Below are 14,483 nucleotides of genomic sequence, written 5' to 3' on the forward strand. Positions count from 1 at the left end.
GTGGAACATCGCTCCCTCCTCGCTCCTACCCACAGGCCAAAACTCGCCCCGTCACGCCGACCTGGCGATTGAGTACGGACCCTAGACGTTGAAGCGGAACAGCATCACGTCGCCGTCCTGGACGACATAGTCCTTGCCTTCCTGGCGCAGCTTGCCGGCTTCGCGCGCGCCGCTTTCGCCGCCGAACGTCACATAATCGTCGAAGGCGATCGTCTCGGCGCGGATGAACCCGCGTTCGAAGTCGGAGTGGATTTCGCCGGCGGCTTGCGGGGCCTTGGCGCCCTTGTGCGTCGTCCAGGCGCGCGCTTCCTTGGGACCGGCGGTGAAGAAGGTGATCAGGTCGAGCAGCGCGTAGCCGGCGCGGATCACGCGGGCGAGGCCGGTTTCCGACAGGCCGAGATCGGCGAGGAATGCGGTGCGCTCTTCCGGGTCGAGCGTGGCGATTTCCGCCTCGATCGCGGCGGAGACGACCACGGCCTCCGCGCCCTCGGCTTTCGCCTTCTCGAACACCCGAGCCGAGAGTGCATTGCCCTCGGCCGCATCGCCTTCATCGACGTTGCAGACATAGAGCACGGGTTTGGAGGTCAGCAGCTGCGCCTGCTCGAAATGGCGGCGCTCTTCCTCGTCCTTGGGCTGGGTGAGTCGGGCAGGCTTGCCGTCGCGCAGCAGCTCCAGCGCCTGGCCGAGCACGGAAGCGGCGACCTTCGCTTCCTTGTCGCCCTGCTGCCCCTTTTTGATCAGGTTCGGCACGCGCTTCTCGAGGCTTTCGAGGTCAGCGAGCATCAGCTCGGTTTCGACCGTCTCCGCATCGGCGATCGGATCGACCTTGCCTTCGACATGGGTCACGTCACCATTTTCGAAACAGCGCAGCACATGCACCACCGCATCGACTTCGCGGATATTGCCAAGGAACTGGTTGCCCAAGCCCTCACCCTTGGACGCGCCGCGCACCAGGCCCGCAATGTCGACGAATGCCAACTGCGTCTCGATCTTCTTGGCCGAGCCGGCAATCTCCGCCAGCTTGTCGAGCCGCGGATCGGGTACCGCAACCTGGCCGACATTGGGCTCGATCGTGCAGAACGGATAATTGGCCGCCTGTGCCGCCGCCGTCTCGGTCAGCGCATTGAATAATGTGGACTTGCCGACATTCGGCAGCCCGACGATCCCGCAACGAAAACCCATTTCTTCTCCGGAGAATCTTAGCTGTTCTCCGACAAAAGCCGGAGTCATCGAGCGGCGGAGCTGGGCTCCGGCCTTCGCCGGAGCACATAGAGTTGGCGGCGGCTTGAGTCACCACCTGTAGTTGAAGCTGATGCTCACCCGCTCTGTCCTGGCGCTGCTGGGGAGCACTTCGTGGCGGAGCCAGCTTTCCCAGAGCAGGATGGTGCCGGGCTCCGGTGCGATGGTGACGAAAGTGCGGCGCTCCTCAGGTGCGTCTTCATTGCGCGGTGGTGCGGCCATCAGCAGGGGGAGGCGCGGATCCTCGAACCGAATGGCGCCGGCGCCCGGCGGCGTCTCGACATAGAGCGTGCCGGAGACGACGCTGTGCGGGTGGATATGGCCGCTGTGCGCGCCGCCGGGTTTCAGCACATTGACCCAGAGGCTGTCGAGCTTGAGCCTGCGCCCGGCGAGGTCGAACGCGCAGGCCCTGGCAAAGGCGGCGACATGCTTGTCGAGCAGGCGGGCGAGGTCGGCAAAGCGTGGGTCGCGGCGCGGCAGGTCGTTCAGCGAAGCGTAGGACGTGTAGCCGCGATAACCCTTCTCTTTCGACCACATGCGGCCGGCGCGGTCCTCGCTTGCCAGGTCGCGAACGGCGTCGCGGAGTTGCGTAAGCAGGGCGGGGTTGCCGAGGTCTGCCTGATATAGGGGAGTGGTGAAGAGCGAGCGGATGGTCACACTCCTCCTTATCCGTTCGCTTCGAGCGAAGTCGAGAAGCGGTGTCTCGACTTCGCTCGACACGAACGGCTTCTAAGGGAATTGCTGCAGCCTCAGCGCCACGTCGTTCATGAAGCGCGCGTCGTCGCCCTTGGCGAGCCATTCGGCCTCGGCCGCGATTGCGCCCAGCAGGTCGGAGAGCGGCTCGATCTCCGCCTTGGCGAAGTTGCCGAGAACATGGCCGGTGACCCGGTCCTTGTGGCCCGGATGGCCGATGCCGATCCGTACCCGCCGGAATTCATTGCCGAGATGCGCGTCCAACGAGCGGATGCCGTTATGGCCGGCCGTGCCGCCGCCGACCCGCACTTTCACCTTGAATGGAGCAAGGTCGAGCTCGTCGTAAAAGGCGGTTACGTCGCCCGGTGCCAGCTTGTAGAAGCGCATCGCCTCGCCGGCGGCGCGGCCGCTTTCGTTCATGAAGGTCGCGGGCTTCAGGAGAAGGATCTTCTCGGATCCGATCCGCCCTTCCTGCGCCCAGCCCTGAAAGGCGCGTTTGGGCGGTGAAAAGCCGTGAACCTCGGCGATGGCGTCGACGGCCATGAAGCCGACATTGTGCCGGTGCATCGCATATTGCGCGCCCGGATTGCCGAGACCAACCCAAATTTGCATCGAAGAGCGGGTAAACAAAACCGCTCATCCTGAGGAGCCGTTGAGCTTGGCGAAACGGCGTCTCGAAGGATCCTTCGAGATGGGCCTTCGCCAGGCTCAGTCCCTCCTCAGGATGAGCGGGATTGTCAGCCTTCGACCGCCGGCGTTTCGTTGTCGCCTTCCGAGCTCTTCAGGCCCGAGGGCGCGACGATCGTCGCGATGGTGAAGTCGCGATCGGTGATCGCCGACTGGGCACCCTGCGGCAGCGTTACATGGCTAAGGTGGATCGAGTCGCCGACATCGAAGCCCTTCAGGTCGATGACGATTTCGTCCGGGATCTCGGCCGCGTCGCAGACCAGTTCCAGCTCGTGGCGGACGATGTTGAGCACGCCGCCGCGCTTCAGGCCAGGCGAGGCTTCTTCATTCTCGAAGCGCACCGGCACTTCGACATGGACGCTCGAATGTTCGCCGATGCGCAGGAAGTCGACATGGAGCGGGCGATCGGTGACGGGGTGGAACTGCACGTCCTTGGGCAGGGTACGGGTGCCGTTGATCATCACGACCGAGTTCATGAAGTGGCCGGTCATCAGCGCCTTCATCAGCTCGCGTTCTTCGAGGTGAATGCCCTGTGGGGCTTCGTTGTTTCCGTAAATGACGGCGGGTACGCGGCCTTGACGGCGGATAGCACGGGAGGCTCCCTTGCCAGCCCGTTCGCGCACCTCGGCCGACAGCGTCAGCGTCTCGCTCATCGCATGTCTCCAAGTAGCATGTCAGGTTCAGTTGCTCCGCCACGCCTCCAGGGATGACCATGACGGAAGCGCGGGCGCATAGCGGGGGAGGGCGCCGATTGCAACTATTGCACGCGCCGCACCTTGAAACCTTGCCGCTGGAGCAGGTCGATCACCGAGCCCTTGCCCGCAAGATGCCCGGCACCGACCGCGACCAGCACGGTGCCCGGTGTGTCGAGGCGGTGCTTCAGCCACTGCACCCAGTTTGCATTGCGCTCGTCGATCAGCAGCTTGGCGATTTCGGGCGCCTTCTTCAGCTCGTCGTCGAAAGTGCGGGCGATCTGGCCGGTGTCGCCGCTGCTCCACGCCGCGACCATCTTCTGGAAATCGGCCTTGGCGGTCGTCGCATCGTCCAACATGCTGACCAGCAGCTTGCGCTGGGTCTCCTCCGGCATCTGGTCGAAATAGCCGAGTTGCTGCGGCGTCGTCTCCAAGCCCAGGATCGGCTTGCCTGCAAAGCTCGAGCGCAGCGTGTTCTCGACCCCGGTTTCGACCTTGGCATCCATGTCGGCGTACATCGATGCGCCCAGGGTGATTGCCACTGCCCAGGTTTCCATCGCATTGAGCGCTACCAAAGGCAGGCCGCGCTTCTTGATCAGCGCTTCGAGCCGCTCCCGTCTATCCGCGGGCACCCGATCCAGCACCGGCGGAAGATTGGGCGATTGCGCCAGTCGCCGGTAGGTTTCGGCGGTGGCGGTCTTGTCGTCCTGGTCGTTGATTTCCAGCACCAGCTCGTCAGCGCTTGCCAGCGTCTGGTCGAAGCGCTTGGTGCGCCATTTCAGGTCCGACGGCAGGACGTGCACCGTGCCAAACAGATAGATGGTCGTGTCCGGGTCCGACACTTTCCACATCGCCGGCTTCGCAGGCCGGGCCGGCGCGGCGCTGCCGCAGGCGGTGAGGGCAAAGGTTAGGGCGAGAGTGAGAAGCTTACGCATGGCGGCGGCTTATCGCCGCAACCATGAACGAAGGGCAACCGTCAGCGGCTGATTGCGCCCTTACAGCCCTCGACGTCGCGGCGCGCCACATAGGCTGGGGCGACGTGGAGGTGCAAACGCGACGCACAGCTTTCGGCGAGCTTGATGAGTTCGGGGCGAAGGCCGGCCGGAAGCCCTGGCTGCCGCGCCAACTGCCGGTACAGAGCCTCGCGCCACTCGGTCTCGTTCATGCCCACCCTCCAGTGGCACTCAGAACGAACGGTCGACGAAAGGGATGCCATCGTTTCGGCCGCGGTCGAAAAAATCCTTTGTGCCGCGGCTAGTTGGTGCGGCGCGCGGTCACGATAACGACTGGCTGGGCGAGATATTGGCCCTTCATCACACCCTCGCCCTTGTTCGGATCGGTTGGCGCGGCAAGGATCGTCTTCACCAGATCCATGCCTTCGACGACATGGCCGAATGCCGCGAAGCCGGGATCGCCGCCGGGCTGGGCGTCCAGCGAAGGCGTGTCGCCGACCAGGATGAAGAAATCTCCGGCGCCGGTGCCGGGTGCGCCCCGCGCGAGCGAGATGGTGCCGCTCCTGTGGCTGAGCCCCGTCTGGCTGGTCGGCTCGTGCGCGACGGGCGGCAGCGTGCGCTTCGGATCGTTGCGCGTGCCGAACTGGACCAGGCCATAGTCCGGCACGTTGGGCGCCTTTGCCGCACGATAGAAGGCGGCGCCATCCAGCCGCTTCTGGTCGACATAGCGCAGGAAGTTGGCCGTGGTGAGCGGCGCCCGCCCTTTCTCCAGCTCCAGTACCACCGGTCCCTGGCTGGTCGTGAGCGTCACCTTGACCGTCTCGGGCGCAGGAGCCTCTGGCGGCGGCGGAGCCCCTTGCGCAAGAGCAACGGCGGCGAGGAGAGCGAAGATCTTCATATCACGGGCATATAGCGCGCCGGTGGCCGCGGCGCGACCTTCTTGAACCCGGCCATCGCGCCCTCATATTCGCCGTGTCCGGCAATGGCCGTCCACAGCTTCGATGGTTAAGCCGGGAACAGCCCGGCACATTCGGCATTGTGGTTTCAGGAGCGGTGGCTAACATGGCCGCCGCTAGCATGTGCCCGCCGTTGCGGGCCAAAGGATGATGGAATGACGAAATTGAGCGGCGGGGACTCCAAGAGCACGCTCTACTGCTCCTTCTGCGGCAAGTCGCAGCATGAGGTGCGCAAGCTTATCGCCGGCCCGACCGTGTTCATCTGCGATGAATGCGTCGAGCTGTGCAACGACATCATCCGTGAAGAGACCAAGTCTGCACTCGTCTCCAAGAAGGACGGGGGCGTGCCGACGCCCCAGGAGATTTGCGACGTTCTCGACGACTATGTGATCGGGCAGAAGCAGGCGAAGCGCGTGCTCTCGGTTGCCGTCCACAATCACTATAAGCGCCTGGCGCACGGACAGAAGGGCGCGGACGTCGAGCTCGCCAAGTCGAACATCCTGCTGGTCGGCCCGACCGGCTGCGGCAAGACGCTGCTGGCGCAGACGCTGGCGCGCATCCTCGACGTTCCCTTCACCATGGCCGACGCGACGACGCTCACCGAAGCCGGCTATGTCGGCGAGGATGTCGAGAACATCATTCTGAAGCTGCTTCAGGCCTCCGACTACAACGTCGAGCGGGCGCAGCGCGGCATCGTCTATATCGACGAGATTGACAAGATCAGCCGCAAGGCCGAAAACCCTTCCATCACGCGCGATGTGTCGGGCGAAGGCGTGCAGCAGGCGCTGCTGAAGCTGATGGAAGGCACCACCGCCTCCGTGCCGCCGCAGGGCGGGCGCAAGCATCCGCAGCAGGAGTTCCTGCAGGTCGACACGACGAACATCCTGTTCATCTGCGGCGGCGCCTTTTCGGGTCTCGAAAAGATCATCGGCGACCGCCTGCAGGGCAAGTCGATCGGCTTCGGCGCCTATGTCGCGGCGCCCGAGGAGCGGCGCACCGGCGAAGTGCTGCGCCAGTGCGAACCGGAGGATCTGCTGAAGTTCGGCCTGATCCCGGAGTTCGTCGGCCGTCTGCCGGTGATCGCGACGCTCGAGGACCTCGATGTCGAGGCGCTGGTCAAGATCCTCGCCGAGCCGAAGAACGCGCTCGTCAAACAATATCAGAAGCTGTTCGACATGGAGGATGTGCGCCTGTCCTTCCAGGAAGACGCGCTGACCACCATCGCGAAGAAGGCGATTGCCCGGAAGACCGGCGCGCGCGGCCTGCGCTCCATCCTCGAGGCGATCCTGCTCGACACCATGTTCGACCTGCCGTCGATGGACGGCGTCGACGAAGTGATGATCGACAAGGATGTGGTCGAGGGCCGCAAGGACCCGGTACGCGTCTACGCGAAGAAGAAGGAAAGCGGCGCCGCCTAGGCGCCCGCCCCTTCGAAATAGGCGTCGATAAAGGGCTGGAGGTGGCGGCGATAAGGCTCGGCCACGTTCAGCCCTTTCCTGTTGATCGGCTCGCGCACCTGCAGAGAGCTGGCGGTCGCGACGGCGCGCTCGGTCCGGTGCGGGGCAAAGGCTCCGGCTTCTTCGGCAAGCCCGCAATGTTTGAGGATGCGTGACGTCCAGTCGGTCGGCTCGTCCACCAGCTGCGCATAGGGCACGACCAGCAGCCGCTCGCCGAGCCGATCCTGCCAAAAATCGACCAGCCGGTCCTCGAGTCGGAAATGGTGGGCGATGTCGGTCAGGTCGTAGCTCCAGGCGACGCCATGAATGAAGAAAGTGCGGAAGCACGACCAGGCGGAGTCGAGCGGATCGCGGCGCATCCAGATCAGCGGCGCGTCCGGCAGCAAAGATGCGGCCAGTCCGAGGAAGCGGCTGGCGTCCACCGTCTTGTCGACGACCCTTCCCGCCGGCCCGAATCGCTCCGCCATCAGATGGAGATAGAGGCCGCCGAGCTTCTCGACCGACGCTCCGGACGCCAGGGACTGGCCCAGCGCCTCGCCCGATGCGCCACCGGCAGCCACCGCCACGTGCTGGAGGATGTTCAACTCGGCGCCGTCCGCCACGTCCGAATGGCTGGCCAGGATATGCTCGACGAGGGTGGTGCCGGACCGCGGCAGCCCCGTGACGAAGATCGGGCGCCTAGTGTCGATCGTCTGCCTGGCGTTCAGCTGTTCGATGAAGCCGGGCGGAAATCCGGTCATCGCCGCTTGAGCCGCCTTCTCGTTGCCGGCGCGGCTGTAGGGCGTGAGCTTGCGCAGCAGCGCCGCACCTTTTGCAAAGGCGGCAAAGGCCGCATCATGGTCGCCGCGATCGGCGTGAAGCTTGCCGACCGCATACCAATAGCGCGCGAAATCGCCTTCCTGCTGGCGCTCCGCCGCTCCCCGCTCGGCCAGCATCTGCTCGCCGATCGGATCGTCGCGCAGAGAGCGGCTGGAAGAGAGCGTCAGCCAGGCCGGCCCCCAACCGGGTCGGTGCTTGACCGCGGTCAGCAGATAGGATCGCGCCTCCTCGACGCGGCCAAGGGTGAGCGCTGTATTGCCAAGCAGATAGGCGCGGCCGGCCGGGTCGGGGATGTGCGCCGGCAGGGTGAGCGCAAGCTCATGCGCCTCCTTCAACTTTCCGGCCTGGGTCAGCAGCACGACCTTTGAATAGCGCGCCTGTGGTGTGTCGCCGGCGGCCGCGACGAAGGCGTCCACCGCGCGCAGGGCAAGCGTCAGCTCCCCGCTGACCCGCATCAACTCGGCAATCTGCCGCCATTGCTGGCCCAGCGGCGCTTTCGCGTCGAGCAAGGCTGCCACCGAATGATTGGCTCGGTCGCGATCGTGGGCGGCAAGTCCCTGCTTCAGCGCCTCGATATGGTTCGACCAGGCAGGTGCGTTCATAGCGTCCTCTTCGCACTCGCAAAGCGCTTCGCCAAGCCGCGGGCCCTGTGCAGCTTTGGGACATTTGCGATGTGCAAGCACCTAAAAAGTCTTAATAAACTGTTGACCATATCGGGCCCGGCCGTCACACGAGTTACTTCTCCCGGGCGTTTTCGGGAGAATGGGGAAGGGGTTCTCTATGTCTGTAAAGAGCTTGCTGTGCTGCGGCATTGCCGCAGCCTCGATGGTTGCTTCCAACGCGGAGGCCGGCACCAAGATCAACCTAATCGACCTGGAAGGCGTCACTGGGTCGCCAGCCGAGCAGGGCTTCAAAATCGCTGCCTCGTTTTGGGAATCGGTGTTCACCAATGATGTGACGATCAACCTAGGCGTGCGCTTCGCGCCCCTCGCGCAGAACGTGATCGGTTCGACCGGCAGCACCCGTCGCGACACCAACGTGAGTGCCTGGAAGACGGGCGTGCTTAACACCCGTTCGAACTCGACGCTCGACCAGACGGCCGTGCTGCCGACGCTGAACGCGGCCGGCGGCTTTAGCTTCATCGGCAACGGCACCCGCCCGTCGCCGACCCAGGCCGACCCGAACGCCGTATGGCAGGACACGACCAGCAAGGTGTTCATCGACGGTGATTCGGTCAGCAGCAAGGTGCTCTATCTGAACACCTCGGTGCAGAAGGCGGTCGGCATCTATAGCGGCTCGGCCACTGCTCGCGATGGCAACGTGACGTTCAGCACGAACTTCACCTTCGACTTCGATCCGACCGACGGCATCGCTGCCGACAAGATGGATTTCATCGGCGTCGCCATTCACGAAATCGGCCACGCGCTGGGCTTCGTTTCGGGCGTCGATATCTACGACGCCAATGGTTATCCGAACGGCGGCAACCTCGGTTACGACCTGAACTCGACTTCGCTCTTCTCGGCGCTGGACATGTTCCGCTACAGCAGCGATCCGACGGACGTTGCTCCGGGTGCGGGGCCCTCGCGTGATCTGACGGTCGGCGGTGCGACCTATTTCTCGATCGACGGCGGCTTGACCCAGGTGGGCGGCAACTCGCTCTTCTCGACCGGTCGCTTCAACGGCGATGGCCGTCAGGCTTCGCACTTCAAGGACACGCCGAGCAACCAGGGCGGCTGCAACGGCTATAACCAGCTGGGCATCCTCGACCCCACTTTCTGCCTCGGCGAAATGGGTGTCGTGAAGGGTCTGGACCTCGCCGCCTACGACGCGATGGGCTGGAACATCAACTTCGATGTGCTCAACAACCTCGCCTACAACCGCAACACTGCGCAGATCTATGTGCAGGCGCTGGGTGTGCCTGAGCCGGCGAGCTGGGCGCTGATGATCGGCGGCTTCGGCCTGATGGGCGCAGCGATGCGCCGCCGGGTCCGCACCTCGGTCAGCTTCGCCTAACCGGGCGAACGCGCAAGATCAGGCCCCGTCCGGTTCGTCCGGGCGGGGCCTTTTCTTTGTCAGCCGGCGCTGAACGCCTCCATGCGCAGCTCGAAATAGGGCTTGCCGTTCTGCTCGATGAAAATGGTGCGCGGCCAGAGGATGCCGTTAGCCATGCGATGACCCGAGAAGCGGAAAACTTGGCGGATCGGCTTGCCGTTCTCCGCCCCCGGCACTTCATTCTCGGCGCCGATCAGCGTGGCTCGACGGTCGAAGCGCAGCAGCGTCGTGGGCGCCGCCGGATGGCGGACGCGGAGCATGTCACCGTCCTGCGTGACGATAACCCCGGGCCGATCCAGATCGACCAGGCGCATCAGCCCGTAAATGGCATATTGCTGTCGCTCATGCTCCCGCATGCCATCGGGCATCGGCAGGCGCGCGCCTTTCCGCTCCAGCCAGGCGTCGCCGGACTCGAACACGATCGAGCGGGTGGCGCTCGGCCCCTGTTCCAGCAGCCAGGAATTCGAGCGCACGCGGACGAAGGGCTCCACCCGCGTGTCGACGCCGATGCGAATGGTCCTGTCGCCGTCGTAGATCGCCGCCGTTCCGGTCCAGTGCAGCGTGCGCGCTTGCTTCAGGGCAGCGCGTCCGCCCGCTCGCGCAATGGCTCGCGCCAGCAGCGGTGGAGTGCCTGGCGCCCTCAAAGCCAGCATCAGCGGCAGGCCGAGCACCAGCGTCCGGCGATCGACCAATTCCAGGCGCGAGGATTTGGAAAGATGCATAAGCTAGGCTCCGCCTGAGTCGAGGGCGATTGATGCGTGTGCCGACGGCCCCATATAGAAGGAAAGCGCGCGTCCTCGCGCAACCGGAGTTTGCATGAGCCAGAGTTTCCCCGTTCTCCCGCTGCGGGACATCGTCGTTTTCCCGCACATGATCGTGCCGTTGTTCGTCGGCCGCGACAAATCGGTCGCCGCGCTCGAACAGGCGATGGCCGGCGATAAGCAGATATTCCTCGTCGCTCAGCTCGATCCCGCCAATGACGATCCCGATCGCGACGACCTTTACGATCTTGGCGTGATCGCGACCGTGCTGCAGCTGCTGAAGCTGCCGGACGGCACCGTGCGCGTGCTGGTCGAAGGCAAGCAGCGCGCGGCGCTCGACTCGCTCGAGCGTGATGGCGAGCATTTGGCCGCGACCGTCACCCTGATCGAGGAAGACACGAGCGAGAGCGTCGAATCGAAGGCGCTGATGCGCTCGGTGGTCGAGCAGTTCGAGAATTATGCGAAGCTCAATCGCAAGCTGCCGGCCGAGACCGCCGTGCAACTCGCGGAGATCGAGGAGCCGTCGCGGCTCGCCGACGCGGTTGCCGCCAACATTTCGGTCAAGGTTGCGGATAAGCAGTCGCTGCTGGTGGAGCTCGATCCCGCGCGCCGGCTGGAGATGGTCTTCGCCTTCATGGAGGGCGAACTGGGCGTCCTCCAGGTCGAGAAGAAGATCCGCAGCCGCGTGAAGCGGCAGATGGAGAAGACCCAGCGCGAATATTATCTGAACGAGCAGCTGAAGGCGATCCAGCGCGAGCTGGGCAATGAAGCGGAAGAGGATGGCGATGAGATCGCCGAACTCACCGCCAAGATCGCCAAGCTGAAGCTGTCGAAGGAAGCCCGCGCCAAGGCGACTGCCGAGCTGAAGAAGCTCAAGACGATGGCGCCGATGTCCGCCGAAGCGACGGTCGTGCGCAACTATCTGGACGTGTTGCTGGGCCTGCCTTGGGGCAAGAAGTCGAAGCTGAAGCGCGACATTCCCGAGGCCGAGCGGATCCTCGACGAGGACCATTATGGCCTTGAGAAGGTCAAGGACCGCATCGTCGAATATCTCGCCGTGCAGGCGCGCACGAACAAGCTGAAGGGTCCGATCCTCTGCCTCGTCGGGCCGCCCGGCGTCGGCAAGACGTCGCTCGGCAAGTCGATCGCGCGGGCGACGGGCCGCGAGTTCGTGCGCCAGTCGCTGGGCGGCGTCCGCGACGAGGCCGAAATTCGTGGCCATCGGCGGACCTATATCGGCTCACTGCCAGGCAAGATCGTCACCAACTTGCGCAAGGCGGGCACGGCCAATCCGCTCTTCCTCCTCGACGAGATCGACAAGCTTGGCCAGGATTTCCGGGGCGATCCGGCTTCGGCCCTGCTCGAAGTCCTCGACCCGGAGCAGAACAACAAGTTCAACGACCATTATCTGGAGATCGACGTCGATCTATCGGACGTGATGTTCGTCACCACGGCCAACTCGCTGAACCTGCCGCAACCCTTGCTCGACCGTATGGAGATCATCCGGCTCGAAGGCTATACCGAGGACGAGAAGGTCGAGATCGCCAAGCGGCACCTGATCGACAAGCAGATCGAGGCGCACGGGCTGAAAGCGGGCGAGTTCGTGCTGACCGAAGACGGCCTGCGCGACCTGATCCGCTATTACACGCGTGAAGCCGGCGTGCGTACGCTGGAGCGCGAGATCGCCAAGCTCGCCCGCAAGGCGCTGCGCCGCATTCTCGAAGGCAAGATCGAGAAGGCGGAAATCACGCCCGAGAACCTTTCCGACTATGCCGGCGTGCGGAAATTCCGCCACGGCGTCGGCGAGGAAGAGCATGGCATCGGCGCGGTCACGGGGCTCGCCTGGACCGAAGTCGGCGGCGAGCTGCTGACGATCGAAAGCGTGACGGTGCCGGGCAAGGGCAATGTGAAGACCACCGGAAAGCTCGGCGAAGTGATGCAGGAGTCGGTGCAGGCCGCCTTCAGCTTCGTGCGGGCGCGGGCGCCTGCCTATGGCATCAAGCCCAGCCTGTTCGGGCGCAAGGACATCCATATCCACTTGCCTGAAGGCGCCGTGCCGAAGGATGGGCCATCGGCCGGCATCGGCATGGTTACCTCGATCGTCTCGACGCTGACCGGCGTGCCGGTGCGCAAGGATGTAGCGATGACCGGTGAGGTCACGCTGCGTGGGCGCGTCTTGCCGATCGGGGGTCTCAAGGAGAAGCTGCTCGCGGCGCTGCGCGGCGGGATCAAGACGGTCTTCATTCCGCAGGAGAATGAAAAGGACTTGGCCGAGATCCCGGCGAACATCCGCGAAGGGCTCGAGATCATCCCGGTGTCGCATGTGGACCAGGTGCTCGCGGGCGCTTTGACCCAGCCGCTGACGGCGATCGAGTGGACGGAAGCGGACGAACTCGCCGCGCAGCCGCCGGCAGCCCTGCCGCCAGTACGGCCGGAGGGCGAGGCGGCGGTCCGCCACTGATCCGAAACGGAACGAAGGCGCGCCGGCTAGGGTTCGTACTCAATCACCAGATCGAGCGTGATCGCCCGGAGTGGCGCGCTGGCGAGGAGCGCAGCGCAGTCGCGTAGCTGACGCTACGCGCAAGCAAGCGACGTGGCCAGCGCGCCCCTCCGGGCGACCCCTCCGGGGCGGGGCGTCTTTTGGCCTGTGGAGGGCGTCGCTCGATCGGTCACGATGTGGAACATCGCTCCCTCCTCACTCCTACCCACAGGCCAAAACTCGCCCCGTCACGCCGACCTGGTGATTGAGTACGAACCCTTAGGCATTGACGGCGCGCCGACGCTCCGCCTTACTGCGCCGCAGATTCACAAACCGAGTCCGTAGGGGAAGGGGTCGGCAAAAGGGGCCAGGTGAAGATGAACAAGCAGGAACTGATCGGGGTCGTCGCGGACAATGCCGGCCTCAGCCGCGGCGACGCGGCCAAGGCGGTTGAAGCGGTGTTCGATACGATCTCCTCGGCGCTTAAGCGGGGCGACGAGGTGCGGCTGGTTGGGTTCGGCACCTTTGCCGTCAGCCGCCGCAAGGCCTCGACGGGGCGCAATCCGCGGACCGGCGAACCGATGTCGATCAAGGAGTCGAGTCAGCCCAAGTTCAAGGCTGGCAAGGGCCTGAAGGACGCCTGCAACGTCTGATCTGTTGATGCTGGACAGGCCCGCGCCGCTCCCTTAAGGGCGGCGCTTCCCGAGGTTCGGGCGCGTAGCTCAGTGGTAGAGCACACCCTTCACACGGGTGGGGTCGTAGGTTCAATCCCTACCGCGCCCACCATGGCTTCAGCCATGGCTTCACTCGCTTTCTTGTCCGGTCAGGCCTTTCACCAGCAGGCTGCGGTGCGCGAATGCAGTGCGGTCCAGCGGCAGCTTGTAGATTGCGCGAAGGAACTGCGTGTCGAGCGGCGTCAGCTGCTTGGGTCCCTCTGCCGCAAACAGGCTGAGGATCGAGTTGCCCGGCAGCGAGGGGCTCGGCTGAACCTCGGCGAGGCCGACCAGCGCGGCGAACTCGGTTACGCTGTCGAGTGTCTGCCCCTCCGCCCGGTCGACATCGATGATCACCGTCGCGACCTGCAGCGCGCGGACGACCTGCGTGCTGGCGAGACTCGATCGATACTGAAGGTGGATGTCGCCGCCGAGCGGTACGCCGCCCGGAGCGGCGCTCTGCACGAAGGCGGGAACGTCATTGCCCATGTCGCGCATGCCGTCCCCGGTGCGGGTGCGGATCGCGTGCCACCAGCGTATGGGGGCGGTGCCGCCATAGAGAGTGGCGCGGTGCTGCGCGTCGACATCCTTGAACTGGTGCGGGGCCTTGGCGGCGATGCGGCGCACCACGGCGTCACCACCTTTCACGAAGGCGATCAGAAGATTGCTCCGGCACTTCGGCTTGGCAACCTTCGCACCCACGCGCTCGGCGACGGCGCGGACCTGGCGCTCCACGCGCTCGGTAAGCTTGGGGGCGATGCCGAGGACTTTGGGACAGACCGGGTCGATCCAACGCGCGACCGGCTGCTGCGCGACGCCGGTCGCCTTCACATAGAGCTGCGCTTCGCGCCGAACCTCCTCGGCCGGGCGTGCGGTGACCGTGATCGTGTCCGAACCCTGCGGCGGTGGGGCGCCTGCGGCCAACAGAATGGAGAATGAGAGCATCGGTGCCGACTCTAGGCGCAAGCAGCCGGCTGTGAAG

14 protein-coding genes and 1 tRNA gene are annotated in these 14,483 nt (G+C 64.8%); 5 read left to right on the forward strand and 10 right to left on the reverse strand.

Features of this window, described 5'->3' with window-relative positions; translation table 11 throughout:
- Nucleotides 1–81 precede the first annotated feature (81 nt).
- The 7 genes from ychF to HJG53_RS11990 all read right to left on the reverse strand — a co-directional run bounded on the left by ychF (nt 82) and on the right by HJG53_RS11990 (nt 5,162).
- Nucleotides 82–1,182: a redox-regulated ATPase YchF gene (gene ychF, locus HJG53_RS11960; protein ID WP_171130879.1), complete on the reverse strand. Its 1,101-nt coding sequence runs from the start codon at nt 1,180–1,182 to the stop codon at nt 82–84.
- Between the two features lie 108 nt (nt 1,183–1,290).
- Nucleotides 1,291–1,896 carry a TIGR02466 family protein gene (locus HJG53_RS11965; RefSeq protein ID WP_171130881.1) on the reverse strand — a complete coding sequence of 202 codons (606 nt, stop codon included), beginning with the start codon at nt 1,894–1,896 and terminating at the stop codon, nt 1,291–1,293.
- Nucleotides 1,897–1,968: 72 nt separating this feature from the next.
- Nucleotides 1,969–2,544 (reverse strand): aminoacyl-tRNA hydrolase, encoded by a 576-nt coding sequence (gene pth, locus HJG53_RS11970; RefSeq protein WP_171130883.1) that lies wholly within the window; start codon nt 2,542–2,544, stop codon nt 1,969–1,971.
- A 125-nt stretch (nt 2,545–2,669) separates the two neighbouring features.
- A complete protein-coding gene (locus HJG53_RS11975) occupies nt 2,670–3,272 on the reverse strand; it encodes a 50S ribosomal protein L25/general stress protein Ctc (protein WP_171130885.1) in 603 nt (200 codons plus the stop codon).
- A 104-nt stretch (nt 3,273–3,376) separates the two neighbouring features.
- Nucleotides 3,377–4,246 carry a TraB/GumN family protein gene (locus HJG53_RS11980; RefSeq protein WP_171130887.1) on the reverse strand — a complete coding sequence of 290 codons (870 nt, stop codon included), beginning with the start codon at nt 4,244–4,246 and terminating at the stop codon, nt 3,377–3,379.
- 41 nt (nt 4,247–4,287) lie between these two features.
- Entirely contained in the window at nt 4,288–4,476 is a 189-nt protein-coding gene (locus HJG53_RS11985; protein ID WP_171130888.1) for a hypothetical protein, read from the reverse strand.
- Between the two features lie 89 nt (nt 4,477–4,565).
- A complete protein-coding gene (locus HJG53_RS11990; RefSeq protein ID WP_171130890.1) occupies nt 4,566–5,162 on the reverse strand; it encodes a peptidylprolyl isomerase in 597 nt (198 codons plus the stop codon).
- 213 nt (nt 5,163–5,375) lie between these two features.
- On the opposite strand from HJG53_RS11990, the gene clpX reads away from it, so the two are divergent.
- Nucleotides 5,376–6,638: an ATP-dependent Clp protease ATP-binding subunit ClpX gene (clpX, locus tag HJG53_RS11995; protein ID WP_171130892.1), complete on the forward strand. Its 1,263-nt coding sequence runs from the start codon at nt 5,376–5,378 to the stop codon at nt 6,636–6,638.
- Here the strand turns inward: clpX and HJG53_RS12000 are convergent.
- Complete coding sequence (locus HJG53_RS12000) at nt 6,635–8,098, reverse strand: sulfotransferase (protein WP_171130894.1); 1,464 nt, start codon at nt 8,096–8,098, stop codon at nt 6,635–6,637. The two genes, clpX and HJG53_RS12000, sit on opposite strands and share 4 nt — an antisense overlap.
- 178 nt (nt 8,099–8,276) lie before the next feature.
- Here HJG53_RS12000 and HJG53_RS12005 point away from each other — a divergent pair, with 178 nt between their 5' ends.
- Nucleotides 8,277–9,509 carry an NF038122 family metalloprotease gene (locus HJG53_RS12005; protein WP_254447724.1) on the forward strand — a complete coding sequence of 411 codons (1,233 nt, stop codon included), beginning with the start codon at nt 8,277–8,279 and terminating at the stop codon, nt 9,507–9,509.
- Nucleotides 9,510–9,568: 59 nt separating this feature from the next.
- Here the strand turns inward: HJG53_RS12005 and HJG53_RS12010 are convergent, their stop codons facing one another.
- Nucleotides 9,569–10,270 carry a hypothetical protein gene (locus HJG53_RS12010; RefSeq protein ID WP_171130896.1) on the reverse strand — a complete coding sequence of 234 codons (702 nt, stop codon included), beginning with the start codon at nt 10,268–10,270 and terminating at the stop codon, nt 9,569–9,571.
- 94 nt (nt 10,271–10,364) lie between these two features.
- Here HJG53_RS12010 and lon point away from each other — a divergent pair, with 94 nt between their 5' ends.
- The 3 genes from lon to HJG53_RS12025 all read left to right on the forward strand — a co-directional run bounded on the left by lon (nt 10,365) and on the right by HJG53_RS12025 (nt 13,574).
- Complete coding sequence (lon, locus tag HJG53_RS12015) at nt 10,365–12,770, forward strand: endopeptidase La (protein ID WP_171130899.1); 2,406 nt, start codon at nt 10,365–10,367, stop codon at nt 12,768–12,770.
- A 395-nt stretch (nt 12,771–13,165) separates the two neighbouring features.
- Nucleotides 13,166–13,441 carry an HU family DNA-binding protein gene (locus HJG53_RS12020; protein ID WP_171131205.1) on the forward strand — a complete coding sequence of 92 codons (276 nt, stop codon included), beginning with the start codon at nt 13,166–13,168 and terminating at the stop codon, nt 13,439–13,441.
- Between the two features lie 58 nt (nt 13,442–13,499).
- Nucleotides 13,500–13,574: transfer RNA gene (locus tag HJG53_RS12025), tRNA-Val, on the forward strand.
- 17 nt (nt 13,575–13,591) lie between these two features.
- On the opposite strand, the gene HJG53_RS12030 is transcribed toward HJG53_RS12025, so the two are convergent.
- Nucleotides 13,592–14,446: a hypothetical protein gene (locus tag HJG53_RS12030; protein WP_171130901.1), complete on the reverse strand. Its 855-nt coding sequence runs from the start codon at nt 14,444–14,446 to the stop codon at nt 13,592–13,594.
- Between the last annotated feature and the right edge of the window lie 37 nt (nt 14,447–14,483).

The sequence above is a fragment of the Sphingomonas sp. ID1715 genome (assembly GCF_013044515.1).
Classification (GTDB): Bacteria; Pseudomonadota; Alphaproteobacteria; order Sphingomonadales; family Sphingomonadaceae; genus Sphingomonas_B.

Coding starts and splice junctions, on each gene's coding strand:
- lon (WP_171130899.1), top strand. CDS start 10,365: ATGAGCCAGAGTTTCCCCGTTCTCCCGCTGCGGGACATCGTCGTTTTC.
- HJG53_RS11990 (WP_171130890.1), bottom strand. CDS start 5,162: ATGAAGATCTTCGCTCTCCTCGCCGCCGTTGCTCTTGCGCAAGGGGCT.
- HJG53_RS12010 (WP_171130896.1), bottom strand. CDS start 10,270: ATGCATCTTTCCAAATCCTCGCGCCTGGAATTGGTCGATCGCCGGACG.
- HJG53_RS12030 (WP_171130901.1), bottom strand. CDS start 14,446: ATGCTCTCATTCTCCATTCTGTTGGCCGCAGGCGCCCCACCGCCGCAG.
- HJG53_RS11980 (WP_171130887.1), bottom strand. CDS start 4,246: ATGCGTAAGCTTCTCACTCTCGCCCTAACCTTTGCCCTCACCGCCTGC.
- HJG53_RS12005 (WP_254447724.1), top strand. CDS start 8,277: ATGTCTGTAAAGAGCTTGCTGTGCTGCGGCATTGCCGCAGCCTCGATG.
- HJG53_RS12020 (WP_171131205.1), top strand. CDS start 13,166: ATGAACAAGCAGGAACTGATCGGGGTCGTCGCGGACAATGCCGGCCTC.
- HJG53_RS11985 (WP_171130888.1), bottom strand. CDS start 4,476: ATGAACGAGACCGAGTGGCGCGAGGCTCTGTACCGGCAGTTGGCGCGG.
- clpX (WP_171130892.1), top strand. CDS start 5,376: ATGACGAAATTGAGCGGCGGGGACTCCAAGAGCACGCTCTACTGCTCC.
- pth (WP_171130883.1), bottom strand. CDS start 2,544: ATGCAAATTTGGGTTGGTCTCGGCAATCCGGGCGCGCAATATGCGATG.
- HJG53_RS12000 (WP_171130894.1), bottom strand. CDS start 8,098: ATGAACGCACCTGCCTGGTCGAACCATATCGAGGCGCTGAAGCAGGGA.
- ychF (WP_171130879.1), bottom strand. CDS start 1,182: ATGGGTTTTCGTTGCGGGATCGTCGGGCTGCCGAATGTCGGCAAGTCC.
- HJG53_RS11975 (WP_171130885.1), bottom strand. CDS start 3,272: ATGAGCGAGACGCTGACGCTGTCGGCCGAGGTGCGCGAACGGGCTGGC.